Source organism: Klebsiella sp. F11 (assembly GCF_056712265.1).
The window spans coordinates 77,114-102,258 of record NZ_JBWYFE010000002.1 but is presented as its reverse complement, the minus strand read 5'-3'; the positions used below and the strand labels follow the sequence as shown (position 1 = coordinate 102,258).

The window sequence follows — 25,145 nt, the reverse complement described above, 5'->3', positions numbered from 1 at the left end:
GTGACTTTTTATCAGGATGCGCTGATGCCGTACTGCGCACAAACGGAACCCAGACCACCGGCATAACCCTGGCCGACTGCACGGAATTTCCATTCCGTGTTGTGGCGATACAGTTCACCAAACAGCATTGCGGTTTCGGTAGAGGCATCTTCAGTCAGGTCATAGCGGGCGACTTCTGTCTGATTGTCATCATTGACCAGACGGATGAATGCACCAGATACCTGACCGAAGCTCTGGCGGCGGGCCTGAGCATCGTGAATGGTCACGACGAAAATGATTTTGTCCACATCAGCAGGGATCATATCCAGTTTGATTTTCAGGGATTCATCATCGCCATCGCCTTCACCGGTACGGTTGTCACCGGTGTGGGTGACAGAACCGTCGGAAGATTTCAGGTTGTTGTAGAAAATAAAATCGGTATCGCCACGAACCTTGCCATTTGCGGCCAGCAGGAACGCCGAAGCATCGAGGTCAAAGTCCTGACCATCGGTAGAGCGGGCATCCCAGCCAAGACCGACGAGAACATTTTTCATTGTCGGGGCTGCTTTGCTCAGTGAGACGTTGCCGCCTTTAGATAGTGAAACACTCATCAATTTATCCTCTTTCGTTAATCACATACTTATTATTGAACAGCCGGAGATCAGCTTTCTTTATTTTCCGCTTCCGGTTTTTCAGGGAAGATAACGCTGGCAAGAATACCGAGCGCCAGCACGCCCAGTACGACATACAGACTGGTGGTTGCAGACAGACTGTAGCCATGGTGCCAGATATGGTCTGAGGCATTGAGACCCAGCTTAAAGGCGATAAAGAACAGCAGAACGATAACTGCCTTTTCCAGCTGTGACAGATATTGCTTCAGGGCTTCCAGCACAAAATAGAGGGTACGGAGACCAAGGATAGCAAACATCATTGCGCTATAGACAATCAGAGGCTCACGGCTGACCGCAATGATTGCCGGTACGGAGTCGAAGGCAAACATGACGTCAGAGAGTTCAACGACCGCGACACACAGCATGAGCGGGGTCGCATACAGGGCGGCTTTTTTTGCCCGGCCAATGGTCACATCGTTGTTTTCGGGTTTCGCCAGCTCGGCATCAACTTCTTTCTGGGTTAGCAGGAACGCATGTCCGGACAGTTTCGGCCAGATGGGGAAAAACCGTTTGACCAGGCGATAGGCGAGGTGCTGGGAGTAGTCTTCAATTTCATCGCCATCGTCACCGCTTTTCAGCATCATGACAGCAGTCCAGGCAACGACCACGGCAAAGACCAGTTCGACATAAGGGCCAAGGCTGAGCAGACCGGTACCAATGGCAACGAAGATCCCCCTGAAGACGATGGCCCCAACGATCCCCCAGTACAGTACACGGTGGCGATAACGGTCTGGCACTGAGAACCACGAGAAGATAGCCATCATGACGAAGAGGTTATCAACGGACAGGACCTTCTCAAGCGCATAACCCGTGGCAAACAGGCTGGCAACTTCTGCACCGTGATGGATATAGAGGAAACCGGCAAATGCCATCGCAACGATAACCCAGAAAACGGACCATAAGGCTGCGCTCTTTAGGGAGATTGGCTTGTCATGGCGATGCATGAACAGGTCAATAAAGATGGCACCGACCGACAGCGCAATAAAAACAATCACTGTTTCAGTCGGAAAACCGATGTGTGTGGAAACCATAGCGTACCCTTAGCGGATGTTTATCAGAGGCCGAATTCAGTCGGGTCGAAGCCCAGTGAACGGGTAATTTCACGGACGGCGTTTTTCTCATCCTCGTCAAAATTACCGTCGCTTTTTGCAACAGCAATACCGACACGAACTGCCAGCTGAGCCGCTTCTGGCTGGTCTTTCAGTGCGAGGATGTACTTCATCGTCTCGCCTTTACCAATTTCCAGATCAAAGTCGAAGCTGGTCACCAGTTTGTTGAAGAATTCGATAACCTCGGTCGTCTCGAAAACTTTCAGCTCTTCTGATGCCCGCAGAAAACCAATCATTTTCTGCTTTTCTTCGGCGCTGACGCCGTCACTGGAAACCGCGATACGGGCGCATACCGCGACGGTACCCTGCATAAATTTCTTGTTTTTGTAACGGCCAACCTGGCGGGTCAGCTCATCACGGCCTGAGTTCAGTGCCCCTTTAACTTTGTCGAAAAAACTCATTTTCCGTTCCTCATCAATTTGGTTATTTAGAGCCTTTAGACCAGCGAAACCCCCAGCCAAAGGCCCTGTCCATCTCCTCCTGGCCTCTGAAGAACTGGTTAATCCGTTCTACGCGAATGGACCCGTTGTCATTCACAAGACGGGCAATCGCACACAGCGTCCGTTTGTTGTCCCCTTCAGTAAGGCGGGTTTCAATCGGGGGTTGATCGGGCACATGGAGCGTCACCACGCCGTCGGTTTTATCCCAGCTGGGAACGCCCTGATAGATAAAGGCATAAATCAAAACCTGACTGATTTCTTTCCACTCCCGACCATTAATATGCAGCCATTCGCCATCCGAGACTTCCCCGGTACGATCATCGCCCTGAAGCTGCACATAAGGTTCGTTGTGATAATGACCAAAAGCATTGCCGAGTGCCTGAATAACGGACTTGTGACCATCCTGAAGTTTGACGAACGCGCCCAAATCAAGGTCAATCGCTTTGCCTGAGCCAAACATCCCTCCCAGTAAACCACGGGAGCCGGAGCCACGATGCCAGTTAAGGTTGATGCGGATCTCGCCAAAGTTATCCTTCTTGGCAAGGCTGATAGCCGGTTTCTCTTTGGTCAACGAGACCTTGCTTAGGCTTACCTTATTTGGCGCAGAAGCCGGAGGCGGTGTGACTGACGGCGGAGAGGATGGTGTGGCATCATCAGAGACGTTCACACCAAAGTGTTCAGCCAGCGGTTTGAGACCACCATTAAACCCCTGGGCAATAAACCGGAACTTCCACTCACTGTTACGCCGATACAGCTCACCAAGTATCAGTGCGGCTTCCTGACGGCCTGCCAGTTCAACCTGTCCGCTGACCAGCGGACAGGACCCGTTTTCAACCAGAATAGAAAGGCTCTGCAAACCAGATACCGTCTGATTGCCATCACAGGTTACCGTGAAAGACACTTTCTGGACGTCGGGCTTGAATCGGTTGAGGTCAACGGTAAAAGAGGTATTGTTTCCCTCAGCGAGGAAGACGATGGAGTTATCATCATTACGGGTCTGACCGTAGAAGACCATATCCGCGTCTCCCTGCACTTTTCCGTCACTAAACAGACGGAACGCGGAGGCATCAACGGGGCCACCTGAAAGGATCCTCACGCGGAGTTCCTGAGCGGGAACGGGGGCATTTCCCCCTGGCGTCAGGTTCATCCGCTGACCACTGTGTTAATGATGTCAGGGTACATATCATCGATCGTGCGTCCACTACTGGCTTTACCGTGGGCGGTAAAGTCCCAGTTGCCGTTATTACGGCGGAGTGAGGCAATGATAATGCCAGTATGCGCCCCCTGCTCGGTCAGTTTGTATCGGGCCAGTTCTTTGTTGGTCTGATCCACAACCCGACAGAAAGCGTTATCCACATCATTAAAAGACTGCCCACGGAAACTGTTGACGGTGAAAGCCAGATATTCAACCTTTGCAGGCAGTTGGCTGAGATAGACATTGATGACCTCATCGTCACCCTCTCCCTCCCCCGTCAGGTTATCGCCGGTATGAACCACGGAGCCGCAGGTCGATTTCAGTTTACGAAACCAGATCGTGTCAATTTTATTACCGGCGCTGTCCAACAGAACGCAACCCGCGTCCAGATCGATAGCGTCATTGCCGCCAAAAATGTTGCCAAATACCCCTTTTTTCTTTACCGGATCCCAACCCAGACCGAACTTAAGCTGGCTGATTGCGGATGATTGTTTGCTGAGTGATACCGTCTGGTTTTTACTTAAAGAAACCATATTCATTCCTTAAAAGGTATTGACTGAGACATTATTAAATTAGTAGTAAAGCAGGTACCATCGGAATCATATCATGACAAAGTTCACCTGCAAGACAAAAACGGGTAGGTTTTCGTTCTTTACTTTTAATTACATTCCACGTTAACTAAATAAATTCACATAACTTTCTGATAATAAATAATAATATACTCACGATACTTCAAGATGCATGTTGTGTTGCCACAGAGTGCCGTTGTTATGACGGACTCACAAGATGACATCATGCATCTTGAAGTTTAATGGGTATAGTTAATATCAAATTTATACCCGTGATACTTCAAGTTGCAGATTGCGTTGCATCAGAATGCAACTGCTTTGGCAGAGGTATCAAAACGTACATCCTGCACCTTGAAATTTTTTGAGTATATAAGCAGCCAGACTTTATCATGTTATGATTGACATGGTTCGGTGGCGTTCTTAGACTCATGTATTAGTAAAACTTTTTCTCTCTTCAGGCAAAAACAATAACAGATGAAAAATAAGATTTGGTTTACAGAAGGTTTGTCCTCCCAGCGAGATATTATTCTCGGTGTGAAATATTTTGCAGATAAACACGATAAAGATATTCTTGTTTTCTCTTCTCACCGCAATGAACGGAATGAGATCCTGTCTGTTTCCGATTCCGCATTGATCGAACCCCAAAATGAAGACGACCGTCTTTCTTTTATTCATTCTGTCACAACGAATTATGGGATTAATGCCATTCATACCGGGCGAAACTGTAAATGGTTCGAGACCCATCGGGAGGAAATTGAACATCCCTCCGTCACGCTGACGACCGGCGGGACCGGGACCGAATGGTTCGACCTTGCCGACGAAAAAGTTACTTTCTCGGAGTTCATGGCAAAAAATGGACTCCCGGTTGTGCCGTCTGTGCGGGTCAACTCTCCCGATGAACTGAGTCATTTGCTCAGCCACTCCCCGTATCCTTCTGATCGTCTCTGTATTAAGCCCGTAACCGGTATTTATGGCATGGGATTCTGGCGTTTTGATGACGAGATTCCACCGGTCGCGTTTCTGAATAACCCCGATAACCGGGTTATCCGTCCGTCACAGTATCTGGCCGCACATGCCGAAATGGAGACCTTTACACCTCAGGTTCTGATGCCTTATTTACCGGGACCTGAATACTCCGTAGATATGGTGGTCAGTAAGGGGACGGTCCTGGCCGCCGTCGGGCGGCGTAAGGAGGGTGTGCTCCAGCATCTGGAGAATGAAGGAGAAGCGATTGAACTCGCCATAGCCTGCGCCCGCTTAATGAACGCAGACGGAATGGTCAACGTCCAGACCCGGCATAACGCTGAAGGCAATCCCCTGCTGCTTGAAATAAACATGCGCCCGTCAGGGGGAATTGGGTATACGCAGCACAGTGGTGTGAATCTGCCGGGTCTGTATGCCTTCCATACACTGGGGTTGATGGATGAGGATCAGGTCAGACAGTCAGCGAAAAGTGATTTTTTACCGGCAGTCATGCGCTCTGTCACCGACGTTATCCGTTATCCGGCATCATTGACCAACAGAATCGATTAATGGAGATAAATATGTCAGTAATGGATGGATGTTCCGTTTATCAAAAGACATTATCTTGTGGGCGGATTGAGGTGAGCAGCGAGATGACCGATTATCGCCTTACTGATCTCTTTGATATCGCCGAAAGGCGTAATCCCAAACGCGCATTCCTGTTTGTCAGTAAAGTGCTGGGTCGCCACATTCCTGTCTCGCCTCAGGTAATGCGCGACGTTTATACACAGCTGGCGGAGCAATTCCTTGAGGCTCTGGATGGGCCGGTGATCTTTATCGGGATGGCCGAGACGGCTGTCGGCCTCGGGGCGGGAGTGTTTGATGAGGTGCGTAAGCATCACCCTGACTGTGTCTATCTGACATCAACCCGCCATCCGGTAGATGGCGAACTGCTGTGTGAGTTTAAAGAAGAGCACAGCCATGCCACTGACCACCTGATCTACCATCCCTCCACACCGGATATGCGGCGCACAGTGGCAGAAGCTCAGACGCTGGTGCTGGTGGATGATGAAGCCACGACCGGGAAAACGTTTCTCAATCTTCTGGCCTCATTACGGGCATCGGGGGCACTCCAGCAGGTACGACGGGTTATTGCTGTCACGCTGACGGACTGGAGCGGAGAGGCCCTCAGACAGAACAGCCTCTTGCCCATTCACGCTGTATCGCTCATCTCAGGCCACTGGCGCTGGACAGCCGATCCGGATGCCCCATTGCCCGTGATGCCGCCGGTCAATGTGACCTCCAGGGGGAACGTTCCGGTTACCGGCAAACAGTCCTGGGGACGACTCGGGATGCAGATACCGGCCAGTGACCTGGGCCTGCAGGTTCAGGTTTCGCACGGGGAAAACATTCTGGTGCTGGGCACGGGCGAATTCGTCTGGGAACCGTTCCTGCTGGCTGAACGGCTGGAATCGGCGGGCGCTCAGGTCCTTTACAGTTCCACTACCCGATCACCGATTTCAACTGGTTTTGCTATCCAGTCCGCTATTGCCTTCAGCGATAACTACGGTTTGGGTATCCCGAATTTTGTCTACAACGTCGCCCACCAGCAATTTGACCGTATCCTGCTTTGTACCGAAACCCCGGCGTCGAGTGTGGATCCCCGCCTGCTTGAAGCGCTTTCAGCTGTCGCTCCTGATGTAGAGGTTATTACCTATGAATAAGCCTGTCGTATTCAGCGACCTTGATGACACCCTGTTCCAGACTCGCCGAAAAATGATGGATGAACTTGCCCTTGAACCGTTCCGGACCGGTGCACTGGATCGCAGCCTCACCCCACGCAGCTTTATGACCGAAGAACAGGCTATGCTGGTGGACTGGCTGCTGGAGCAGGCGGACCTCATCCCGGTGACGGCCAGAGGCACGGAAGAAATCAGCCGGGTGCAGATCCCCTTCCGTTCCTGGGCAGTGACGACCCATGGCGCGGTGATCCTGCGACCGGATGGAACGCCAGACAGCGACTGGAAAGCCCATATGCTGGAGGGCCTGTCCCCCTATGCCGACCGCTTAACGTCGATGCAACACATTATCACCGAACTCATGGATGCCCGGGGCGTCAATGCCTGGGCGCGGCTCAATTACGAATATGATGGCACGCCGGTGTATCTGGTCATGAAGCACTGCGACAGCACGAAGCTGGATGAGCTGAATGCCATCGGGGACGAGATCGAGCGCGTCTTTTCGACTGAGGGGTTTTACATCCACCGTAACAGTAACAACATCGCCTGGCTCCCCTGCCCGGTAGAAAAAGGACTGGCCGTTTCCTGGTTGCTGGAGAAGCTCCGCCAGGAGCGCGGGGTTTTCCCGGTGATAGGGCTGGGTGACAGCCTGAGTGACCATCGGTTCATGAAACTGTGCAACTGGTTTGGTCTCCCACGCCAGAGCCAGTTTGCTGAGGCTATTTCACAGCATATTTTTGGAGAGAAATAACATGTCTCACATCACTTCGTTTTCTGGTTCGTATCAACCGGACGATGTTCAGTTTTTGCTGAAGCCCATTGCCATGGAGATGACGCCGGTTGACCTGAAGGAAGAACTGATTCAGTCAGGGAAAATGCATTACTCCGACATGCTGAGTCAGGAGCCTGAGCCAACCCGCTGGCATCTGGATCTTTTCACCCGTGCGCTGGACGCGGGGGCAGCACGGCTGGCGCGGGAGGTATCTCAGCTTAGCCGTGAACTGGTTTTGCGCGCCGGTGATGACCCCGTGGTTCTGGTCAGTCTGGTCAGAGCCGGTGTCCCTCTTGGCGTGATGCTCCATCAGGCGCTACGGGCAATGGGAAAACGGTCTTACCATTACGGTATCAGCATTATCCGCGATCGGGGTATTGACGCTGCGGCGCTCGACTACATCGAATCACGTCATGGCACAAAGGGCATTGTGTTTGTCGACGGTTGGACGGGAAAAGGAGCCATTACCGGCGAATTGTCACGCACGCTGAAGGACCGCCCCGGCTATCCGGTACAGCCTCGTCTGGTTGTGCTGGCAGATCCCTGCGGATGTGCCTGGCTTGCCGCCAGTGACGATGACTGGTTGATTCCGTTCGGTATCATGGGTGCTCCTGTATCAGGTCTGATTTCGCGCTCTGTGTGGGCTGAAGAAGGCCTGCATGGCTGTGTGGTCTGCGATCGCCTTCAGTCTTTTGAATGCAGCCAGATGCTGGTGAATACGGTAGCGCATTTCCGCGAACAGCTTGACGGGAGAGACCTTCCCGCTTCCGGCTGGGACGCCGGGCACAATGCTGCACGCTGGCAGCTGAGCCGGGACGTCATCGGAGGGTTGGCCGAACGTTATGAGGTGGACAACATTAACCGGATTAAACCAGGCATTGCTGAAGCGACACGGGCAGTTCTGCGCCGAGTGCCCGATCATGTGTTTGTCAGGCAGATGGATGACCTGGATGTCGCTCTTCTGGTCGGTCTGGCAAAAGAGAAAGGAATTACGGTGACGGAAGTCGGGGACGCTCTCGGCCAGTATCGTGCGGTTACCATCATCAAAAAGGTACGCTGATGAAAAAACAATTCACTCCCTGGGATCTCGGTGCAACGCTGTATATGCCAGCAACCCGTATGGATCTTGCCGAAGTAGTGCTGGAAGGGAAAATACCCGGTCTGCGGTCTCTGGTGGTCTGCCTGGAAGATGCGGTCAGTGAGCATGATGTTCCCTTTGCACTTCAGAATCTCTCACTGTTTTTGCAAAGGCTGAATGACGCGAAATTCCAACATGGAGACGACGAGCGGCCGCTGGTTTTTATTCGGCCCCGCCATCCGGATATGGGGCGATGGCTGGCTGCAAACAGGGATCTGAGTGCGGTTGATGGTTTTGTGCTGCCGAAGTTCACCCGTTCCACGTTGCCGGTATGGTGGGACATCATGACCGGTACCGGGTTGAGCATGATGCCGACGCTTGAAACAGAAGAGGTCTATGACGTGCTGAAAATGCAGGCGCTGGCTTCTGAACTGTCGGATCATGACTGCCGGGAACGTATTATTGCGCTGCGCATCGGGGGGAATGACCTGATGAACGTGGTCTCTCTGCGACGGCCACGGGATCTGACTCTCTACGACACGCCAATGGGCTATGTGATTAAAATGCTGGTTTCGGTGTTTGCACCCCGTGATTTTGCGCTGACTGCGCCGGTATGTGAACACATTGATGACCATGGCGTCATGGAGCGCGAGCTGGCGATGGATATCGCTCACGGGCTGGTGGGAAAAACCGCGATTCATCCGGAGCAGATCAGTGTGATTGAGGGGGCACTGAAGGTCTCGCCTGGCGAGCATTCAGATGCGCTGCGTATTCTGAACTCCACGCAGGCGGTCTTTAAATCTCAGGGAGCGATGTGCGAACCGGCGACTCACCGGCGGTGGGCTCAGGGGATCCTGGCCCGGGGCCAGGTATACGGACTGACCACAGGACAGAAGACGGACGGGATGAGGCTTGTAGTGGTTGAATAATCAGGACACTAGGTGTTTAGTCCCGAGTTTTAGTGGTGCAATTTTCTCAGCAGAATGGAAGGAGGCTCTATGGGCCAGGTTTTACACGGCAGCGCCACAACGACAGAGGCAGTCCGTCGAGCAATACAAAATAGTCAAGAGAGCCTGAGAGCGCTTTCTGCACGCTATGGCATCAATCAGAAAACCGTAGCGAAGTGGAAGAAACGGACCTCGGTCACCGATCTGCCTACAGGGCCGAGGCAGGTCCGCTCCACCATTTTGTCCGTTGAGGATCGGTGCGTGTCAAGGTAGTTGTCGCCTCAGTTGATTCATGCGGCCAGCCTTTCCCGTTCCGGATTTAGCCACACTTCATCCTGCCAGTTCCAGTTTCTCGTTGCCCCTGCCCAGCGGTGTGGATTCAGCATTTTCGCATCCGTATAGACTGATTGTAAGCGTTCAGCGAGTGCCGTATTGACGGCTATTTATTGGTGAGATCCACGTTCCAGGGCAGAAGTTCAGCCACTTTGTTGCTGGGCCACTCCGGCAGAACGCTCAGGATATGGCGTAGGTAAGCCTCCGGGTCGATGCCATTCAGCCTGCACGTACCGATCAGACCGTACAGCAGGGCTCCACGCTCACCACCGTGATCGCTCCCGAAGAAGATATAATTTTTCTTGCCAAGGCAGACAGCTCGCTGCTGTGGTCGAATAATCAGGACACTAAACTTACATCCAAAATGGAGGTGTTTAGTGAATCAGAAGCGAAAGTTTACGCCAGAATTTAAGAAGGAAACGGTGGCCCTGGTGCTGACGCAAAATTACTCCATTGCGCGTGCCGCAACTTCTTTGGGGATCAGCGCCAAAACATTGCGCAGTTGGGTCGCCGCCGCGCGCCAGCGCCATGAAAGTCCGCTTAGTGAAGATGAACAAGCTGAACTCCGAAGGCTACGTCTAGAAAACAAAGAGTTACGCATTGAGAAGGAAATATTAAAAAAGGCGAGCGCCTTCTTTGCGAAGCACATGTCGTGAGATACCAGTTTATCCTCGATAACGCAGGTAATTACAGGCTACGGACGCTTTGTCGCGTGATGCGCATTAGCCCGTCCGCATGGTATGCCTGGCGAAAAAAGCCGATAGCCTGCCCGCCGAAAGATACCGCAGTCAGGGTGATGCTCAAGGCGTTATTCTCTGCCAGTCGGGAAAGTGCCGGGAGCCGAACGCTGGTTAAAAAGCTCCGTGAAGAAGGCGTCACCATAAGTCGTTGGCGCGTTAGAAAAATCATGAGCGAAGAGGGACTTCTCTGCCGGCAACGCCGTGCCTGGAAGGTCACAACGAAACCGAAGAAAGGGGCTGATTTTGCACCAAATCTGTTGAATCAGAACTTCAATCCTCCCGGACCGGACCAGATATGGGTGAGTGATATTACGTATCTGAAAACGGGTGAAGGCTGGTTGTACCTGGCTGCGATCATGGATTTATATTCCCGCCGGATCGTCGGTTGGCACATTGACAAGAGAATGACATCGTCGCTGGTTTGCCGGGCTCTCATGCAGGCTTACAACCTGCGCAATCCACCGACAGGGCTGGTCGTCCATACCGATCGTGGAGCGCAGTATACCAGCAAGCGCTTCCAAACGCAGTTAACCAGTTACGGACTCAGAAGCAGCATGGGAGATGTTGGCGCCTGCTGGGATAACGCGGTAATGGAGCGTTTTTGGGGCAGTTTGAAACATGAATGGGTGCTGTTGATCCCGCAGCAGACGCGGGCAGGTATGAAACGTGATGTTGCAGACTATATGCGTTATTACAATCTTGACAGAAACCATGCTTCGAATGGGTATTTATCGCCAGTGCGATATGAACAGATGGCTGAGAAAAAAGTGTCCTGTTTAACTTGACCAGATCAGACCTTCACGTAGGTCGCATCCAGCCACAGGTAGGGCCATTCCCCTTCCGGCGGTCGCTGCAGGTAGGGCCATTCCCCTTCCGGCGGTCGCTGCAGGAAGGCCTGCACACGCTCATCGATGCCGCGGCAGATGGACGACACCTGGCTGCGGGAGATGCCGGTCATTCCCATCGACCGGACCAGGGCGTCCACCTTGCGGGTGGAGACGCCATTTATCCACGCCTCCTGGATAACCGCGTTGAGCGCCTTCTCCGACAGCCTGCGGGCCTCGAGGAAGGACGGGAAGTACGAGCCTTCCCGCAGCTTCGGGATGCGCAGGTCCAGCGTGCCGGGGCGGGTGTTGTACTGACGGTCACGATAGCCGTTGCGGTAGGTCTCACGCTCATCACTGCGCTCATGGGGCTCCGCGTTGATGCGCTGGGTGACATCGGCTTCCATGATGCGGTTGAGCATAAATTCGGTGAGTTCACGCAGAAAGTCCTCACCGCCGGGTTGCATCAGGGTATTGGTGAATGTCATGCTGTTGTCAGCCATCGGTTTGTTCCTTTTGGATAATGTCTTCATACCATTATTACCTTACCGGATAAGCCGATGGCTCTCACCATCCTTCCGAATTTACACCACGTCCTAAGACTCTACCAGCCATCGGTTTGTTCCTTTTAAGGTAATTGTCTTCACAACCATTACCTTACCGGATAAGCCGATGGCTCTCACCATACTGCCGAATTTACACCACGTCCTAAGACTCTACCTCACCGCCAGCTGGCAGCGTTGCCGGGTCCACTTCATGCGTAATGTGATGGGGCGCGTCAGCAGGGCCAGCCAGTCGGTGGTTCGTGCCGTCCTGCAGCAGGTGTTCGTGCAGACAGAGGAGCAGAATGCCCATGCCAGCTGGCGTGAGGTGGCAGGCCAGCTGGAAAAGAGCTTCCCGGCGGTCACGGAGATGATGGACGAGGCGGAAGCGGATGTACTGGCGTACTTCGGCTTCCCGAAAGCGCACCGGGTGAAAATCCACTCCACGAACACACTGGAGCGTCTGAACAAAGAGGTGAAACGGCGTGCTGATGTAGTGGGCATCTTCCCCAACGAAGAGAGCATCATGCGGTTGCTGGGGGCGGTGCTGACAGAGCGGAATGAGGAATGGCTGCTGCAGAACCGTTATCTGCCGCAGCACAGCATGGCAGAGATAGACCAGAATGCTGAAACCGAAGTAATCGAAGCGCTGCCAGTCAGCGAATAACAGTCCCATTACCGGACCGGAAGGCTGTAGCTAAATTTACACCACCTTGACGGACTCGACCAATGACTGATAAAAAAGAGTCCTGATTTATTGACCAGAACAGTGCCAATACGGCAGCGTTGGCGATGCTCAATGCCGACAAATCTGATGAAGAAAGCATCACTATCAGGCAGAACAAATATCTGAACAACCTTGTGGAACAGGATCACCGGAACATCAAACGACGGACGCGACCGATGTTGGGATTCAAATCGTTTCGGCGGGTCCGGTGCCTGTTGGCAGGCATTGAGCTGGTAAACATGCTCCGTAAAGGACAGCTTGATCATCCTGCGGGCGAAGGATTGTTGCCTGCAGAGCAATTTTATCTGTTGGCTGCCTGAAAAACAGACAGCATGACTTCTGCTGACCTGTTGTCGTTAATGTGACAGAACCCACAATCTTACGCCCGGCCAGACCGGGCATTAGCCTAAAGCAAAGAGGATTTAAAGATGGCAGTTAATCTGACGAAAGGCGGTAACGTAAACCTCTCCAAAGAAGCACCTACTATGACCAAAGCAATCGCTGGTCTTGGCTGGGATTCTCGTGTTACTGATGGTCAGGCATTCGACCTTGATGCCTCCGTTTTTCTGGTTGGCGCAGACGGAAAAGTGCTGAGCGATCAGCATTTCGTATTCTTCAACAATCCGAAAAGCCCTGATGGCTCGGTTGTTCACCAGGGTGACAACCATACTGGCGAAGGCGAGGGTGATGACGAGCAGGTTAAAATGACCCTGACGACTGTACCGGCTGACGTTCAGAAAGCGGTCTTTGCTGTCACAATCCATGATGCGGAAGCCCGTAAACAAAACTTCGGTATGGTATCTAATGCTTACATCCGCATCGTCAACGAAGACAACAATGCGGAAATCGCGCGTTACGACCTGTCTGAAGATGCCAGCACCGAAACGGCAATGGTATTCGGCGAACTGTATCGCCACAACGGTGAGTGGAAGTTCAAAGCAGTCGGTCAGGGATTTGGGGGTGGCTTGTCCGCTCTGGCTTCACAGCATGGCGTCAGCGTCTGATTAAAGCTCTGTATCAGTCTCTTCATCAAATATGAAGGGGCTTTTTTCGCTTGCGTTGGCAGGTGTGACGTGATATTTGGGGGATTAATATGGATCTTTTACCCGGTCAGAATACTGTGATTGGTGCCAGCCAGATTGAGGTTCGCCTCTCTAATACTCAGAAGGCCATGTTCCGCAGCGATCTGGATGCATCTGCTTTTCTCCTGGGAGAAAACGAGAAAACGCATGCAGATGAAGACATGCTCTTCTTCAACAATAACAGCAACGCGAATAACAGCGTCACTATGAGCTCCGAGCAGGGTGACACCGTCTTTAATGTCAACCTCTCCACTCTTCCTTCCGCAGTTGCCAAGATTGCCCTGACTGTCGTGATTGATGGCCCGGATACGTTGGATGGGCTTGAGCAGCTTAAAATGACCGTCGACGGCCATACTTTTAATGTGCCGCTGCAGGGAAGAAGTGAGAAAGCGCTGATCGTCGCCCACATCTATCGGCACAATGGGCAATTCAAAATTCGCGCTGTAGGTCAGGGATTTGATGGTGGCCTGCATCCGCTGGCTCTTCACTTTGGAGTGGATGTCGCAAGCCCTGAGCCTGCTCCCTCTGCTGCTCCTGTTCAAACCCCAAATACGACTGTCAGTCTGGAGAAGAAGCTTGCCAAAGCACCCGCTCTGGTCAGTCTGGCGAAACCTATACGCGTCAGTCTGGAAAAGCATCGTCTTTCAGACGTAAAAGCCCAGGTTGCCTTTGTACTGGATGCATCCGGGTCAATGACCGCGCAGTTCAAGAAAGGCAATGTCCAGAAAGTTTTAGAAAGGATTGCAGCGCTGGCTGTCCAGTTCGATGATGATGGCTCAATGCCAGTCTGGGGCTTTGCCGGAAAACACAAACGGTATGAAGATGTGACCCTCGACAATCTGGATGGTTACATTGAACGTATCCAGAAAAACGGCAAGAAAGACATGTGGGAAATATTGCCGGGGTTGGGCGGCACCAACAATGAGCCCCCCGTGCTGGCTGATATTATTCGTGAGTTCAGAAATGCAACATTACCGGTTTATGTCGTTTTCATCACAGATGGTGGCATAAACAAGACGCGTGAAATTAAAGAAAAAATCGTTGAATCCTCTGGTTGCCCGATATTCTTCAAGTTCGTTGGCCTGGGGGGCAACAATTACGGGATTCTGGAAAAACTCGATAATATCGGCGGACGTCCGGTCGATAACACCCACTTCTTCCCGATCGATAACTACGAGCGTCTGAGCGATGAATACCTATATGATCAGCTGTTGGTAGAGTTCAGAGAGTGGTTAGATGCATCGCGCAGAGAGGGTATCTGCCGCTGAAAATGCACAACCGGCCAGATGGCCGGTTATGTTAAGCACTGAAGGGCGTGATGGGCTAGAAGAGGTATGTCGAGCTCATGCGCCTTTGTAATTCGAAGCGTTCAAAAGCCTCAACCGAATTGACGTATGCTGTGGCCGGTTTTGCCATCCGGTGACCTGCTCCATGACGGCACCAGTAACCTTTGAGACCAGCGCCGGAGAGACATCAGCGTCATACAACTCTTTGAACGCGGCGGCGATCTCGCGGGTGGTCATCCCTTTGGCGTACAACGATAAAATCTGGTTATCCATGCCGGTGATCCGGGTCTGGTTCTTCTTCACCAGCTGGGATTCAAAGGAACCATCACGATCGCGCGGTGTACGCAGCTCCAGCGGACCATCGCCAGTGATAACAGTCTTTTGGGTATAGCCGTTGCGGGCGTTGGTCGCCAGTCTGGGCTGATTTTTATCGTAGCCGGGGTGATGGGGCATTTCGGCGTTGAGCGCCGCCTCAACACTGATTTTTTTGAGCAGGCGGTCGAACTGGTTGAGATCGTCAGACGTTTTGAGATTTTTGGCCAGTTCGTTAGCCAGAGCCTGCAACTGTTTTTCGTCCATAAATTAACCTGTATTTGATGTTGGATTGAACATATCAAAATCAGGCAATTACACAAATCTATGTACAGGATCAGATTTTTTAAAACGCTTTTCCATATCGCTAACCATCAAGGTTCGCTTAGAGTCCGATCCCCCTGACAACGGGAAAGAGGTAGTATTTTAGAGCTGTAGATTTTGATTACTTTTTTCTTATCAAAATCCACATCAGCCCTGATACAGGCACACCCATACCCATAATTCCCACTTGTTTTTACATACTCTTTGTCTGGGAAATCCTTAAGTTTCTCAATGCCGCTTGAAGTAAACCGTCCCTGATTTGATATATCCCACGTTCCGTCTTTATCACTGATCCATTGATTGGCTGGGCTAGGATTTTGTAACCATCCACACCTTAATTCGCTCCCCAAAGAAGAAAAGCTAAGAACGAACAAAACTGCGGTTATACATAGTGATTTTATTCTCAAATCAACTCCCCCGCATCCAGCTTACTTAAAAAATCTTGTGCAAATCCTTTGATTTGTTCTGCGTGATCTAAACCATTAATGCACCGTCTTGCATTGAGGTAATCCACTTGGTTTTCACTCACATAATCAGTCAGTTTCCTCCCTGTGAATACTCGATTTTTGAATCCATCAATGAGAACAAATAAGGAGTTATTAGGCTCTAAAGCTTTATCAGGCTCCGAAACCAAATCAACACCAAGCTTTTCTGAATATGCTTCGCATGCCGGCCTCTCATCAAGGCACGTCTGGCGCATCCAGGCCGCAAGCTGTTTACCGTCGCAGCGCTCAAGGAGTCGCCGGCGCTCGTCTTCCGTCACCCACAGGGTGAGCATTTTGGTGCGTTTCTCGGACAATCAGGCCTCCTGATAACGCCGGGAAGGACGGGAAATTATTGGTTTCGGGGCGCAGCCCTTAACCAGTCACGTAGCCCTGGGGAGAGTATACTGGCTTAGTATGTTACGGCGAAGTGGGAATTCAGGGAAGTGCTTCATGTGACAGGTGTGATATGTGGCTCAGGAGTGATCGCGGTACTCTGTATGCACAGGTGACATTACGCTTCCTCGCTCATTCGTTCACTAACGTTCGGTCATGAGGCCGCGGCGGGCGTTACCGGCTCACGTGACGGTAGAGTCTTAGGACGTGGTGTAAATTCGGAAGGATGGTGAGCGCCATCGGCTTATCCGGTAAGGTAATGGTTATGAAGACATTATCCAAAAGGAACAAACCGATGGCTGACAACAGCATGACATTCACCAATACCCTGATGCAACCCGGCGGTGAGGACTTTCTGCGTGAACTCACCGAATTTATGCTCAACCGCATCATGGAAGCCGATGTCACCCAGCGCATCAACGCGGAACCTCATGAGCGAACTGATGAGCGTGAGACGGTAATGCATCCAATTAGTAGAACATGTATTTCTCGATGAATGCGCCGATGACTTTTTCGTGCAATTCGATGGAACGTGAAAAACATATTGTTTTGCGTGCCAGCCGCTTGATACGGGTTCGCAGCGTCAGATTGTTTCGCTCAATGCGCTGTGTGAAAATTTTACCAGTCAGATGTATCTCCTTCGGCACCTCTCTGGCGTAGCTTCCCCAATCGTCGCTCGTTATCATGCCAATGCTGAAGGGGGTCAATAACGCCAGCAGCGCCTGACATGTCTCATCATTACGGGGGCCGAACGTATAAGCCAGAACGCCCCCTGTTTTGGTGTTGTAGGCATACCAGAGCCAGTGCTGCCGGGCTTTACTGCCGACAAAGCCCCATTGCTCATCGAGTTCACAGATAAGAGCCACATCTGCATGGGCAACCGGAGAGGATGTTATTCGCTTCGGCGCGAGTTTTTTAAAGTGCGGATGACGGTGTTAATGCCGATTTTTAGCGTTCTTGCCGTATCCCGGACACCGGCACCGTTGAAGGCCATTTCGGTAATTAAGTCCGGTAAACCCCCGGCTTTGCCGGGGGACTCCGAAAGGTTTGACCTTTAAGTCAGTCGCGCGAATCTGAAATCTCCGCCAGGATATGAGGATTCGTGATGAGAGACTATCAGAGCTTAAGCCATACAAAATGGGACTGTAAATATCACGTGGTTTATATCCCCAAACGCCGGAAGCAACGGTTATATGGTGCGCTGCGGCGTGAGTTAGGCAACATATTCCATGAGCTTGCGAGCCAAGAGGGCTGTCAGATTCTGGAGGGGCATCTGATGCGCGATCATGTCCACATGTGTATCAGCATTCCGCCAAAGTACTCAGTATCAACAATTGTCGGCTATCTGAAGGGGAAAAGTGCGATAGCAATAGCCCGGCATTTCGGCAGAGGTAAAAACTTCACCGGCGAGATTTTCTGGGCCCGGGGATATTTTGTGTCAACCGTTGGTCTGGATGAGGCTACGGTCAGGGCTTACATACGCAATCATGAACGAGAAGACGAACGATACGACCAGATGAAACTGAACGTATAGCAGCCGCCCTGGGCGGCTCATGGTTTGTCAGCGCCTTTGAGGCGCTCACCCTAAAGCCTCCGGCTCTGCCGGAGGATACTTACTCCTTCATATAAAAACATAACCTGTTCGTCGCCTGACCTGTGGACAGGCTCCGGAGAATGCCCGCCCTGACAGCGGACTCACGTCCGCGCCGGTCCGGAAAACCGGAAGTGCCTCCCGTCGCTGCGCAACGGGCCCCGTCCGTGCCGGTTAGTTACAGCATCCGGAATGTTCACCTGAAAACAGCGTCCGTGCAGACCTGAAACCTCAGAGCCCCTCCCCGCCACTGAACAGCGCCGCCTCCCCCCGGCCGCAGGCCGGGGAAAAGCATCGCTGTTAATGACGGATGTTGTAACTAGAGGCTTGTGGTCGCTGTGAGAGGTGTTGCTTCAGGTCCGGATGTACACGCCCGTAGGCGGCCCTCACGGGCCGCTGACGCGGAGATACGCCCCGGCTGCGGCTTCGCCTTGCCGGGACCACTCCGACGGCGCACAGCCGCTTCTGTGTGGTTTTGAGCGGGTCTGGCTCAGGGCCGTACCGGCTGACGCCGGGCTGCGGCGGGAAAACTCCGGTGCGATATGTAACTTCGTCATGCCGCCTTTTATGCGCTGAAGCGCATGAAAAAAGGACAGAATTGTGTGTAATATCATCAGGATATGCTAAAATACCGGGAGTGACAGGCCCCTGAACGGAGACACCATGCCTGAGTCAGTCCCCCCTGCGAAACCCGCGCTGAGCAAAAAACAGCGCCGCACTGCCCGCTCATGGGCTACCGTGAATAAGGTGGCGGCGGTCTTTCCCCGCCTCTGGCCGGAGGCCGGGGCCGGGGCCGGGCAGTTCCGCCCGGTGAAGGCCGGGATTTCGGCGGACGTCAGGGTGTGGATTGCGCTTCACCCGCAGGGCGGACTCACTGAGGAGGAGTGGCTGAAGGCTATCCGCTTTGTGGTCAGCCGCATCGAATACCTGCGCACCGTCACTGCCGGCACCCCGCGCACGGACCTCAGCGGTGAGCCCGCCGGGGTCGTCACCGCGTCCGACGAACATCATGCCCGGCAGAAAATCGCCGCCATCCGCGCCCGCTTTGCTTCGAAGAAGCGCGGCACCCCGCAGGACAGTCAGGGAGAGGATAACCGGTAAATTCTGGATAGGTTTTAATTCCATCAGGAACAATCATCATATACCTTTATATCATTCTCTTCATATCGTTCTGGCTGTTTGCGATCTTTTCTGGCGGCACAGCCCGCTCGTAGCGTTTTGCAAAACCCGGAGAGAGAAATGGCGCTGATCAGCCATCCTCTTTGCCGGATTTTGCCTGGTCCCGCTTCTTTATGTGCAATTTGGGGATTGAATTTGAAACATGAGCGATAGACATCCGACCAAAGACGAGCAGTTAGTTATCACTCCTAGCAGACTGATCCTTGAGCTGTCGCTGCTCGTCGTGCCTTTCGTCATTCCGGTCTATTTGTCGCCCCCACTCATCCTTCTCTACTGGCTTATCACCCATCTAGCCGAATGGATCGAGAACCGGGTGAGTGGTGAGGTCGACCGAACCCTCGTCTGGATGCTGGGCGGCTGTTTCGGCATGAGCGGGCTTGTCGCCAATAATGTGCCGGGGACGATTCTGGGAACGCTCGTCGGTGTTGCCTGCTTCTTCGTTCTGATGGCACTGCATGCGGGCTGGGAGAAGCTGGCAAAGCTCGAAATCAGGCTACCACCAAAGGGGCCTCGCCTGACGAAGGTCGGTCCTCCTCCCTTCTGTGGGCCGAGCGCTTGGAGCTTACCTGCACCCTCCACCCCGAAAGGCGAAAAGGTGAGGCTGCTTTCCATCACAGAATTCGTCATGGGCGGGCCTGCGGTTTGTAATTACCTTCTGCCGGACGGCAGTGTGATTATCGGCGGCGGCGCCTCTACCGGGTTCTCGCCCAATGGCCGCTATTTCGTGACACCTGCACCGTCGCGCGAGGACTGGCCATTAATGATCTACGACCGTAAAAAGCGGCGACTCCACACCTGCGATGTCGGCAGCAAATTCTGGGAGATCGATCTGGTCGGCCAGATGACAATTTCGGGACGCCACAGCCCGCTCGTTTCAAACCAGAGCTGGATGGCGATGATCGACGATCTGATCGACCATGCCGACACAGAGAGGATGGTCGATGTCGCGGACATAAAACTCCCTCAGAAGTACTGGGATGCTGTACGACAGTACCACGAGAAGGAGTTTCCAGGTTCTTCTGCCACCCACGGACCATCCATCGAGTGGACGCTGCGCCTTCCCGAAAGTCTGACAGCGCTCAAAAGCCCGCTCGATCCCCTTCTAGACCCACAGGGACAGATCACGTTAGAGGGTGCAGACAGCGGTCTCGTTATTTCAATGAAACATCCCGTCGTCATCTGGAGAGATGACCGCCGGGCTTTTGCCTGTAAAGCAACTCCGCAAAACGGCGGTGACAAAGGCTGGTGGCTCTGGGACGATCGAATGAAGTGGCGAAAGATCCATCTGCGGCAGAACTTGCTCACGAATGTTCCCTATGCTTTGGGATGTCACCCCGTCAACCTCAACACCAGCTGCATGACGCTCGAGTATGAATTGATGCAACCGAGCCTGAGCAGGGTAAATGTCGGAAAACTCGACAGCTATACGGGTTCTGCACTGGAGATCGACGGGAAGACATTCCAGATGCCTGTCATTCACCACATCCTGCCTCTGGAACCGGATGGAGACGACGATGAGAGAGTTGAAAGCGCCCCGTTAAAAAATGACAGCAAGCTCCTCTGGCGTTTCCTGTATATCGATGAGGACATCTCCCGCCACGTCTATCGCTGCGAGTTTCAGGGACGTCCACTCGAAGGCGAGTGGTTACTGGACCACCGGGTTTCCAGCGATGGCCGCTATATCGCAGCCGTTGCCTATGCGGCTCCACCTGCGGTTCCTCACCGCATCGCCATACTCGACAGTGAAACGGGCGTGCTTTCGTGGGTAGGAGAAACCTTCTTCTTCCCGAAACTCCAGGGTTTTGACGATGAACGCCTCTATCTCGTTCACGTCAGTGAGCGCCGGATCGATGCCTTGCCCGACGGTATGAGCCCGGAGGTGTATAAGACACTTGGTCGGCCGAACGAGGCGATGGTGGACTTGCAGATCTCCCCGCCGCCATCGGATTTTTCACGCGCTTTCATGCGGCACGACAATCCGACTTGCCTTCACTATCAAAGAACGTCTATTGTTCTAAAGAACGCCACATGGTTCCCCGAATTGCTCGATACCGACTCTTTTTGAAGTCAATATTCTGGATGGTTCAATGACAGTATTCTCCATACCGCGCCTGATGATAGTTACGTTTATATTGGTCGTGACAAGCAAGGAAACCGCTAGTGCAGCCTCCCGGTCCGACTCACTCTGCACCTCCTTGTGGGAAACCGCTGCCGCATGCATGTACAGCGAAGTCTGCAACGAAGACATGGTCATGTATTTGCCAGCGGCAAGTCGCAGCGCTCTCGTGGCGGCGGAAAGGCAAGGTTTTTCATCGAAAGCCTTTGATCGCTATTGTCTGCAATCCTGCAAATCCAAGACCTTCGACACCGATGAGGAAACGTTCAGTCGCGAGGTTTGCACGAAGAAAAAATGACGGCCATACAACATTCCTACAGTACAGAATGAAACCAGCCGACTGCTACCGTTCCGGCGTCGTCATCTCCCTGTGTAGTGGCACACTGATACTGGCCACCTGATCGGAGGTGATATGCTCACCTCCACAACACGTCAGGTGTATTAGCTCAGACTTGAGCTGACAGGCTCCGCAGGTAGAACATCATTAAATCGCGAGTTTAGACTATAGATAAGAAGGCAATTTAAGTTAATCATGTTGATTCGAGCATTGAAGAAGATCGCAATTCTAACCACCATAGCGCTGGTTTGTTTCGGACCAAACGCTTTAGCTCATGAAGCTAAATATGACGATCTCGCTGAACAACTAACCCGCTTGATCAAGGAGTATACAGTACCTGAGCGAGTCGATGATCAAACCGTTTTGCAGTCGGTCACCACTGATGGCAAATCTCTTATTTTTGTTTACACCGTGGATTCGATAGAGGGCCTCAACCCGAAACATCTTGAACTGACGGCAACAAACGTTCTTTGTTCCGATGACGAACTCGCCGCCAAGATTGATGACGGAGCGATAATCACTGTTCAGTATTACGATCTTGGTGGCACGTTATTTGCCGCGACTAATGTGACGCGTCAGAAATGTGGAAGGTAGAGCGGGTCACATATGATACCCAAATTTACACTCTTCGATGTCTACATCTTGGTTCTTGGCTATTTCGGATGGCCTCTGACGTTGATAGGTGCCCTCCTATTCGTCTATCTTAGCTATCGTGCAATCCCCACTATATGGCGGATTATTTTCTTAACCGTAGCCGTCGTTTTAACATTCCCAATCCTTTATGTTTTAATTGTTTGGCTTCGCTACTGAGGGGGGAGGGCCAGACAGGGAGTGTTAGATTGAGCCCGCCGCGGGTGACGGACAGATGAATGTGCGGATGCTGGTTGAACTGGTGTCGCTACCGATGTAAAACTGGCCCACCTGCCGATGTAAATCTGACCCACCCAGGGTAAAAATGGCAGTTTCAAGGTACTGCCAATGATGACATTGGAGACCAGAGTGGAGATTAGTGTTTTACACCGTCAGGGCATGTCGATACGCGCCATCGCGCGCCAGCTTTCATGCTCCAGCGAGACCGTTCGCAGATATATTCGTAGCCCATTCCCCGTAGCGGATATGCGGTATAAGCCTCGCGCACCCAGACCCTGCAAGCTTGACCCGTTCAAGCCCTACATTCTTGAACGGGTCGCAGCAGCCAGGCCACAATGGATACCCGCCAGTGTGCTACTACGCGAGATCTGGTCAAGTTAAACAGGACACTTTTTTTTCGGCCATCTGTTCATATCACACTGGCGATAAATACCCATTCGAAGCGTGGTTTCTGTCAAGATTGTAATCACGCATATAGTCTGCAACATCACCTTTCATATCAGCCCGCGTCTGGGTCGTGACGCAGATCTAGGGTTCTGTCGCACACGAACCTGGATGCAGCGTTTGATGAGGACGGCAGACAGATAGGGCCGCTGCTGGCGCGCATCACCAGCAGAACGGAGGGGATGGTAACCCTGCTGGCGTCCTGCGGCTAGCTGGCAGGCGATGGCGGAAGGTGATGCTCTGCCCCGGCAGTACCGGCTGACCGCCGGGCAGGAAAAGGTTAAGGCAAAAACTCAGTGGCGCAGCTGCGCCAGGTCGTCTTCGGACAGGCCGGTCATTTTCATCACCGTGCTGCGGTCCAGACCGTTAGCCAGCATCGTGCGGGCGATTTTCAGGGAAGCCTCGTGCTCACCTTCGCGTTTGCCCTTCTCGATACCGCGCTGCTCGCCCAGCTGAATGCCTTCCTGACGGCCTTCGATGCGCCCGCGCTCAAGGCCCTTCTCGATGCCCTTCTGTTCCAGCTGCTGTGCAATTGTCATCAGTGTGTCCCCGTGCTGCGGCACCCGCTGTGCCAGTTGACGTACAAAGGCTTCGGCGTCGTCGGTCTCGCCGGCCTGTACCAGATAGTTTATCAGCGATATCAGCTGCTGTCCCGTGAGATGTCCGGTCAGCAGCACGGTGGCCAGCCGCTCAAGCAGGCCGGCAAGGTCGCGCTGGTGAATGTGTTTCTGCAGCAGCGTCAGCGCTGCCATGCGGCGGTGGGTCATGATGTCGTCGTCCGGGATGACGGTGACGTCAACCAGGGGTAGCTTCAGAAAACGGAAAATAAAGCACGTTAAGCCGTGGCACCCTGGGAAAGTTTTTACATGAACATCGTGTTGACTTGCCAGGACGAATGCCCTAGCATTTATCGAATTAGGACGGTTGTCCAAGTTTGATAAGTGAGGGACTCCGATGCAACCTAATCTCTTCACCCCAACCGCATCTGGTACCTTCACGCTCACAAACGGTTCTGTCGCATTAAAACGCCGTCAGGTAACATGCTGTTTTTTTACGATGTAGCCTGACCATGTCTTTGATCCGAAAATCCTTCAGACGTCTGCATTATCCCGTTGATATTATTGCGCAGTGTGTCCGCTGGTATCTGACGTATTCCCTGAGCCTCCGTAATCTGGAGGAAATGATGGCAGAGCGTGGTATCACAGTTGACCGTTCCACGCTTCACCGCTGGGTTATCCGCATGGTGCTCCTGCTGGATAAGGCGTTCCGCAGGCATAAACTTGCTGTGGGTCGCCGGTGGCGAATGGATGAAACGCATATCCGGGTCAGAGGGCAGTGGAAATATCTGTACCGCGCGGTCGATACTGATGGTCAGACTGTAGATTTCCTGCTGACGGCGAAGCGTGATGCCGCCGCCGCCCTGCGTTTCTTTCGTAAGGCCATTCGCCACCACGGTGAGCCAGAAATGGTAACCATTGATAAAAGTGGTGCCAATACGGCAGCGCTGGCCATCCTCAATGCCGACAAATCTGATGAAGAAAGCATCACTATCAGGCAGAACAAATATCTGAACAACCTTGTGGAACAGGATCACCGGAACATCAAACGACGGACGCGACCGATGTTGGGATTCAAATCGTTTCGGGGGGCCCGGTGCCTGTTGGCAGGCATTGAATTGGTAAACATGCTCCGTAAAGGACAGCTTCATCATCCAGCGGGCGAAGGATTGTCGCCTGCAGAGCAATTTTACCTGTTGGCTGCCTGAAAAACAGGCAGCATGACTTCTGCTGACCTGTTGTCGTTAATGCGACAGAACCCCATCGCCTGTGATAACCGTCTTTTGAGTATAGCCGTTACGGGCGTTGGTCGCCGGTTTGGGCTGATGTTTATCGTAGCCGGGGTGATGGGTCATTTCGGCGTTGAGCGCCGCCTCAACACTGATTTTTTTGAGCAGGCGATCGAACTGGTTGAGATCGTCAGGGGTTTTGAGATTTTTGGCCAGTTCATTAGCCAGAGCCTGCAACTGTTTTTCGTCCATAAATTAACCTGTTTTTGATGTTGGATTGAACATATCAAAATCAGGCATTTACACAGAATC

The 25,145-nt window shown here is 52.6% G+C and carries 22 protein-coding genes and 11 pseudogenes; 19 read left to right on the top strand and 14 right to left on the bottom strand.

The features are described 5' to 3' along the window. Positions 1–11 precede the first annotated feature (11 nt). From terD to AC1M2H_RS28310, 5 genes are read right to left on the bottom strand one after another with little or no spacing between them, the layout of a single operon-like run. Positions 12–590: a tellurium resistance membrane protein TerD gene (gene terD, locus AC1M2H_RS28330; protein WP_480152208.1), complete on the bottom strand. Its 579-nt coding sequence runs from the start codon at positions 588–590 to the stop codon at positions 12–14. Between the two features lie 50 nt (positions 591–640). Continuing rightward, positions 641–1,681 carry a tellurium resistance membrane protein TerC gene (gene terC, locus AC1M2H_RS28325; protein WP_480152207.1) on the bottom strand — a complete coding sequence of 347 codons (1,041 nt, stop codon included), beginning with the start codon at positions 1,679–1,681 and terminating at the stop codon, positions 641–643. A gap of 23 nt (positions 1,682–1,704) precedes the next feature. Beyond that, on the bottom strand, positions 1,705–2,160 hold the full coding sequence (locus AC1M2H_RS28320; RefSeq protein WP_480152206.1) for a tellurite resistance TerB family protein: 456 nt from the start codon (positions 2,158–2,160) through the stop codon (positions 1,705–1,707). A gap of 22 nt (positions 2,161–2,182) precedes the next feature. Continuing rightward, the gene (locus AC1M2H_RS28315) at positions 2,183–3,346 is read right to left on the bottom strand and encodes a TerD family protein (protein ID WP_480152205.1); all 1,164 of its coding nucleotides are present in this window, start codon (positions 3,344–3,346) and stop codon (positions 2,183–2,185) included. Then, entirely contained in the window at positions 3,343–3,927 is a 585-nt protein-coding gene (locus tag AC1M2H_RS28310) for a TerD family protein (protein ID WP_480152204.1), read from the bottom strand. Before AC1M2H_RS28310 ends, AC1M2H_RS28315 begins: the two co-directional genes overlap by 4 nt. A gap of 510 nt (positions 3,928–4,437) precedes the next feature. On the opposite strand from AC1M2H_RS28310, the gene AC1M2H_RS28305 reads away from it, so the two are divergent. The 6 genes and pseudogenes from AC1M2H_RS28305 to AC1M2H_RS28280 all read left to right on the top strand — a co-directional run. Continuing rightward, positions 4,438–5,496 (top strand): ATP-grasp domain-containing protein, encoded by a 1,059-nt coding sequence (locus tag AC1M2H_RS28305; RefSeq protein ID WP_480152203.1) that lies wholly within the window; start codon positions 4,438–4,440, stop codon positions 5,494–5,496. An 11-nt stretch (positions 5,497–5,507) separates the two neighbouring features. Further along, the gene (locus AC1M2H_RS28300) at positions 5,508–6,650 is read left to right on the top strand and encodes a phosphoribosyltransferase domain-containing protein (protein ID WP_480152202.1); all 1,143 of its coding nucleotides are present in this window, start codon (positions 5,508–5,510) and stop codon (positions 6,648–6,650) included. Further along, positions 6,643–7,416 carry an HAD family hydrolase gene (locus AC1M2H_RS28295; protein ID WP_480152201.1) on the top strand — a complete coding sequence of 258 codons (774 nt, stop codon included), beginning with the start codon at positions 6,643–6,645 and terminating at the stop codon, positions 7,414–7,416. The genes AC1M2H_RS28300 and AC1M2H_RS28295 overlap by 8 nt, the downstream gene beginning before the upstream one ends. A gap of 1 nt (position 7,417) precedes the next feature. Continuing rightward, positions 7,418–8,497: a cysteine protease StiP family protein gene (locus AC1M2H_RS28290; RefSeq protein ID WP_480152200.1), complete on the top strand. Its 1,080-nt coding sequence runs from the start codon at positions 7,418–7,420 to the stop codon at positions 8,495–8,497. Continuing rightward, positions 8,497–9,444: an HpcH/HpaI aldolase/citrate lyase family protein gene (locus AC1M2H_RS28285; RefSeq protein WP_480152199.1), complete on the top strand. Its 948-nt coding sequence runs from the start codon at positions 8,497–8,499 to the stop codon at positions 9,442–9,444. The genes AC1M2H_RS28290 and AC1M2H_RS28285 overlap by 1 nt, the downstream gene beginning before the upstream one ends. A gap of 69 nt (positions 9,445–9,513) precedes the next feature. Further along, positions 9,514–9,726: pseudogene (locus tag AC1M2H_RS28280) on the top strand (IS481 family transposase); the annotation flags it as partial. Positions 9,727–9,901: 175 nt separating this feature from the next. Here the strand turns inward: AC1M2H_RS28280 and AC1M2H_RS28275 are convergent. Next, positions 9,902–10,117, bottom strand: a pseudogene (locus tag AC1M2H_RS28275) (transposase domain-containing protein); the annotation flags it as partial. Positions 10,118–10,133: 16 nt separating this feature from the next. On the opposite strand from AC1M2H_RS28275, the gene AC1M2H_RS28270 reads away from it, so the two are divergent. After that, positions 10,134–11,320 (top strand): IS3 family transposase gene (locus AC1M2H_RS28270; RefSeq protein ID WP_480151836.1). Its coding sequence is split into 2 segments (ribosomal slippage): positions 10,134–10,410 and positions 10,410–11,320, totalling 1,188 coding nucleotides; the frame shifts between segments, so codons are not numbered across the junction. A gap of 8 nt (positions 11,321–11,328) precedes the next feature. Here the strand turns inward: AC1M2H_RS28270 and AC1M2H_RS28265 are convergent. Next, positions 11,329–11,862: pseudogene (locus AC1M2H_RS28265) on the bottom strand (transposase); the annotation flags it as partial. Between the two features lie 217 nt (positions 11,863–12,079). Between AC1M2H_RS28265 and AC1M2H_RS28260 the strand changes: the two are divergent. The 4 genes and pseudogenes from AC1M2H_RS28260 to AC1M2H_RS28245 form a co-directional block, all read left to right on the top strand. After that, positions 12,080–12,568: pseudogene (locus tag AC1M2H_RS28260) on the top strand (transposase); the annotation flags it as partial. 89 nt (positions 12,569–12,657) lie between these two features. Then, positions 12,658–12,948, top strand: a pseudogene (locus AC1M2H_RS28255) (DDE-type integrase/transposase/recombinase); the annotation flags it as partial. A 108-nt stretch (positions 12,949–13,056) separates the two neighbouring features. Continuing rightward, the gene (locus tag AC1M2H_RS28250) at positions 13,057–13,632 is read left to right on the top strand and encodes a TerD family protein (RefSeq protein WP_480152198.1); all 576 of its coding nucleotides are present in this window, start codon (positions 13,057–13,059) and stop codon (positions 13,630–13,632) included. 89 nt (positions 13,633–13,721) lie between these two features. Beyond that, a complete protein-coding gene (locus tag AC1M2H_RS28245) occupies positions 13,722–14,978 on the top strand; it encodes a VWA domain-containing protein (RefSeq protein WP_480152197.1) in 1,257 nt (418 codons plus the stop codon). Positions 14,979–15,110: 132 nt separating this feature from the next. Here the strand turns inward: AC1M2H_RS28245 and AC1M2H_RS28240 are convergent. From AC1M2H_RS28240 to AC1M2H_RS28230, 3 genes and pseudogenes are all read right to left on the bottom strand, one after another. Further along, positions 15,111–15,575: pseudogene (locus AC1M2H_RS28240) on the bottom strand (transposase); the annotation flags it as partial. Positions 15,576–15,682: 107 nt separating this feature from the next. Beyond that, entirely contained in the window at positions 15,683–15,982 is a 300-nt protein-coding gene (locus AC1M2H_RS28235; RefSeq protein WP_480152284.1) for a DUF4087 domain-containing protein, read from the bottom strand. Between the two features lie 53 nt (positions 15,983–16,035). Beyond that, positions 16,036–16,410: a hypothetical protein gene (locus AC1M2H_RS28230; RefSeq protein WP_480152283.1), complete on the bottom strand. Its 375-nt coding sequence runs from the start codon at positions 16,408–16,410 to the stop codon at positions 16,036–16,038. Positions 16,411–16,805: 395 nt separating this feature from the next. On the opposite strand from AC1M2H_RS28230, the pseudogene AC1M2H_RS28225 reads away from it, so the two are divergent. Beyond that, positions 16,806–16,967, top strand: a pseudogene (locus AC1M2H_RS28225) (transposase); the annotation flags it as partial. Positions 16,968–16,980: 13 nt separating this feature from the next. Here AC1M2H_RS28225 and AC1M2H_RS28220 read toward each other — a convergent pair. Next, positions 16,981–17,528: pseudogene (locus AC1M2H_RS28220) on the bottom strand (IS1 family transposase); the annotation flags it as partial. Positions 17,529–17,615: 87 nt separating this feature from the next. Here AC1M2H_RS28220 and tnpA point away from each other — a divergent pair. After that, positions 17,616–18,044, top strand: coding sequence for an IS200/IS605 family transposase (gene tnpA, locus AC1M2H_RS28215; protein ID WP_480152196.1), 429 nt, complete (start codon positions 17,616–17,618; stop codon positions 18,042–18,044). A 443-nt stretch (positions 18,045–18,487) separates the two neighbouring features. On the opposite strand, the gene AC1M2H_RS28210 is transcribed toward tnpA, so the two are convergent. Next, positions 18,488–18,658: a hypothetical protein gene (locus AC1M2H_RS28210; RefSeq protein WP_480152195.1), complete on the bottom strand. Its 171-nt coding sequence runs from the start codon at positions 18,656–18,658 to the stop codon at positions 18,488–18,490. 106 nt (positions 18,659–18,764) lie between these two features. Here AC1M2H_RS28210 and AC1M2H_RS28205 point away from each other — a divergent pair, with 106 nt between their 5' ends. From AC1M2H_RS28205 to AC1M2H_RS28185, 5 genes and pseudogenes are all read left to right on the top strand, one after another. After that, positions 18,765–19,202: a ProQ/FINO family protein gene (locus tag AC1M2H_RS28205; protein WP_480152194.1), complete on the top strand. Its 438-nt coding sequence runs from the start codon at positions 18,765–18,767 to the stop codon at positions 19,200–19,202. Positions 19,203–19,422: 220 nt separating this feature from the next. Then, complete coding sequence (locus AC1M2H_RS28200) at positions 19,423–21,345, top strand: hypothetical protein (RefSeq protein WP_480152193.1); 1,923 nt, start codon at positions 19,423–19,425, stop codon at positions 21,343–21,345. A gap of 22 nt (positions 21,346–21,367) precedes the next feature. After that, on the top strand, positions 21,368–21,694 hold the full coding sequence (locus AC1M2H_RS28195) for a hypothetical protein (RefSeq protein WP_480152192.1): 327 nt from the start codon (positions 21,368–21,370) through the stop codon (positions 21,692–21,694). A 234-nt stretch (positions 21,695–21,928) separates the two neighbouring features. Then, positions 21,929–22,327 (top strand): hypothetical protein, encoded by a 399-nt coding sequence (locus AC1M2H_RS28190; RefSeq protein WP_480152191.1) that lies wholly within the window; start codon positions 21,929–21,931, stop codon positions 22,325–22,327. Positions 22,328–22,711: 384 nt separating this feature from the next. Then, positions 22,712–22,972, top strand: a pseudogene (locus tag AC1M2H_RS28185) (helix-turn-helix domain-containing protein); the annotation flags it as partial. A gap of 368 nt (positions 22,973–23,340) precedes the next feature. Here AC1M2H_RS28185 and AC1M2H_RS28180 read toward each other — a convergent pair. After that, positions 23,341–23,853: pseudogene (locus tag AC1M2H_RS28180) on the bottom strand (Rpn family recombination-promoting nuclease/putative transposase); the annotation flags it as partial. A 263-nt stretch (positions 23,854–24,116) separates the two neighbouring features. On the opposite strand from AC1M2H_RS28180, the gene AC1M2H_RS28175 reads away from it, so the two are divergent. After that, a complete protein-coding gene (locus AC1M2H_RS28175) occupies positions 24,117–24,812 on the top strand; it encodes an IS6 family transposase (RefSeq protein ID WP_480152190.1) in 696 nt (231 codons plus the stop codon). 45 nt (positions 24,813–24,857) lie between these two features. Here AC1M2H_RS28175 and AC1M2H_RS28170 read toward each other — a convergent pair. After that, positions 24,858–25,085, bottom strand: a pseudogene (locus tag AC1M2H_RS28170) (transposase); the annotation flags it as partial. Positions 25,086–25,145 lie beyond the last annotated feature (60 nt).

Coding starts and splice junctions, on each gene's coding strand:
- AC1M2H_RS28300 (WP_480152202.1), top strand. CDS start 5,508: ATGTCAGTAATGGATGGATGTTCCGTTTATCAAAAGACATTATCTTGT.
- AC1M2H_RS28310 (WP_480152204.1), bottom strand. CDS start 3,927: ATGGTTTCTTTAAGTAAAAACCAGACGGTATCACTCAGCAAACAATCA.
- AC1M2H_RS28200 (WP_480152193.1), top strand. CDS start 19,423: ATGAGCGATAGACATCCGACCAAAGACGAGCAGTTAGTTATCACTCCT.
- AC1M2H_RS28190 (WP_480152191.1), top strand. CDS start 21,929: ATGTTGATTCGAGCATTGAAGAAGATCGCAATTCTAACCACCATAGCG.
- AC1M2H_RS28230 (WP_480152283.1), bottom strand. CDS start 16,410: ATGCTCACCCTGTGGGTGACGGAAGACGAGCGCCGGCGACTCCTTGAG.
- AC1M2H_RS28285 (WP_480152199.1), top strand. CDS start 8,497: ATGAAAAAACAATTCACTCCCTGGGATCTCGGTGCAACGCTGTATATG.
- tnpA (WP_480152196.1), top strand. CDS start 17,616: ATGAGAGACTATCAGAGCTTAAGCCATACAAAATGGGACTGTAAATAT.
- AC1M2H_RS28205 (WP_480152194.1), top strand. CDS start 18,765: ATGCCTGAGTCAGTCCCCCCTGCGAAACCCGCGCTGAGCAAAAAACAG.
- AC1M2H_RS28320 (WP_480152206.1), bottom strand. CDS start 2,160: ATGAGTTTTTTCGACAAAGTTAAAGGGGCACTGAACTCAGGCCGTGAT.
- AC1M2H_RS28290 (WP_480152200.1), top strand. CDS start 7,418: ATGTCTCACATCACTTCGTTTTCTGGTTCGTATCAACCGGACGATGTT.
- AC1M2H_RS28295 (WP_480152201.1), top strand. CDS start 6,643: ATGAATAAGCCTGTCGTATTCAGCGACCTTGATGACACCCTGTTCCAG.
- AC1M2H_RS28175 (WP_480152190.1), top strand. CDS start 24,117: ATGTCTTTGATCCGAAAATCCTTCAGACGTCTGCATTATCCCGTTGAT.
- AC1M2H_RS28195 (WP_480152192.1), top strand. CDS start 21,368: ATGACAGTATTCTCCATACCGCGCCTGATGATAGTTACGTTTATATTG.
- AC1M2H_RS28210 (WP_480152195.1), bottom strand. CDS start 18,658: ATGACGAAGTTACATATCGCACCGGAGTTTTCCCGCCGCAGCCCGGCG.
- AC1M2H_RS28250 (WP_480152198.1), top strand. CDS start 13,057: ATGGCAGTTAATCTGACGAAAGGCGGTAACGTAAACCTCTCCAAAGAA.
- AC1M2H_RS28245 (WP_480152197.1), top strand. CDS start 13,722: ATGGATCTTTTACCCGGTCAGAATACTGTGATTGGTGCCAGCCAGATT.
- AC1M2H_RS28315 (WP_480152205.1), bottom strand. CDS start 3,346: ATGAACCTGACGCCAGGGGGAAATGCCCCCGTTCCCGCTCAGGAACTC.
- terC (WP_480152207.1), bottom strand. CDS start 1,681: ATGGTTTCCACACACATCGGTTTTCCGACTGAAACAGTGATTGTTTTT.
- AC1M2H_RS28305 (WP_480152203.1), top strand. CDS start 4,438: ATGAAAAATAAGATTTGGTTTACAGAAGGTTTGTCCTCCCAGCGAGAT.
- terD (WP_480152208.1), bottom strand. CDS start 590: ATGAGTGTTTCACTATCTAAAGGCGGCAACGTCTCACTGAGCAAAGCA.